Origin of the sequence: Mesorhizobium sp. M7A.F.Ca.CA.004.04.2.1 (assembly GCF_004022825.1) — a bacterium.
Lineage (GTDB): Bacteria > Pseudomonadota > Alphaproteobacteria > Rhizobiales > Rhizobiaceae > Mesorhizobium.
In genome coordinates this window covers 1-434 of sequence record NZ_RZPH01001800.1, presented here as the reverse complement: position 1 = coordinate 434, position 434 = coordinate 1, and the positions used below count along the sequence as shown (strand labels likewise).

Here is a 434-nt window from a genome sequence, read left to right as displayed (position 1 = left end):
CCCTAGATATTAGCGACGTATAACATAGTCGCGTGGTTGTGCGCTATGGCGTTACACCACGTTTGCCGTTGTCTGATGCTGGGTTATGCCATCGTCGTAGAGCAGCGTGATCGTGTTGGCCGCGGGGTGGTTCGTGAGTTCCGCCACTTGGACAAAATTGGCCGGATCTCCCGATCCGCTCGTGTCGACACTCAGCACGCCGGTCCCTGCGTCGTAATTCACGAAGTCGCCGATGTCGCCGCCGCCAGGAGCCGTGTCGAACAGCGCGGTCAGATCGATCTTGTCGCCCTCGCCACCATTGAAGTCGGTGATGAGATCTTTGATGTCGAGATGATCGAGCTTGAACGTGTCGGCACCAGTGCCTCCGGTAAGCGTGTCTTGGCCGAAGCCGCCGACGAGAGTATCGCTGCCGCCTCCGCCGTTCAGTGTGTCGG

Annotated in this window: 1 protein-coding gene; it reads right to left on the bottom strand. The window is 59.2% G+C overall.

The window, feature by feature from the left end:
* Positions 1 to 51: 51 nt before the first annotated feature.
* Positions 52 to 434: type I secretion C-terminal target domain-containing protein (locus tag EN893_RS39960; RefSeq protein ID WP_128362342.1), on the bottom strand; the 383-nt coding region annotated here is incomplete at its 5' end.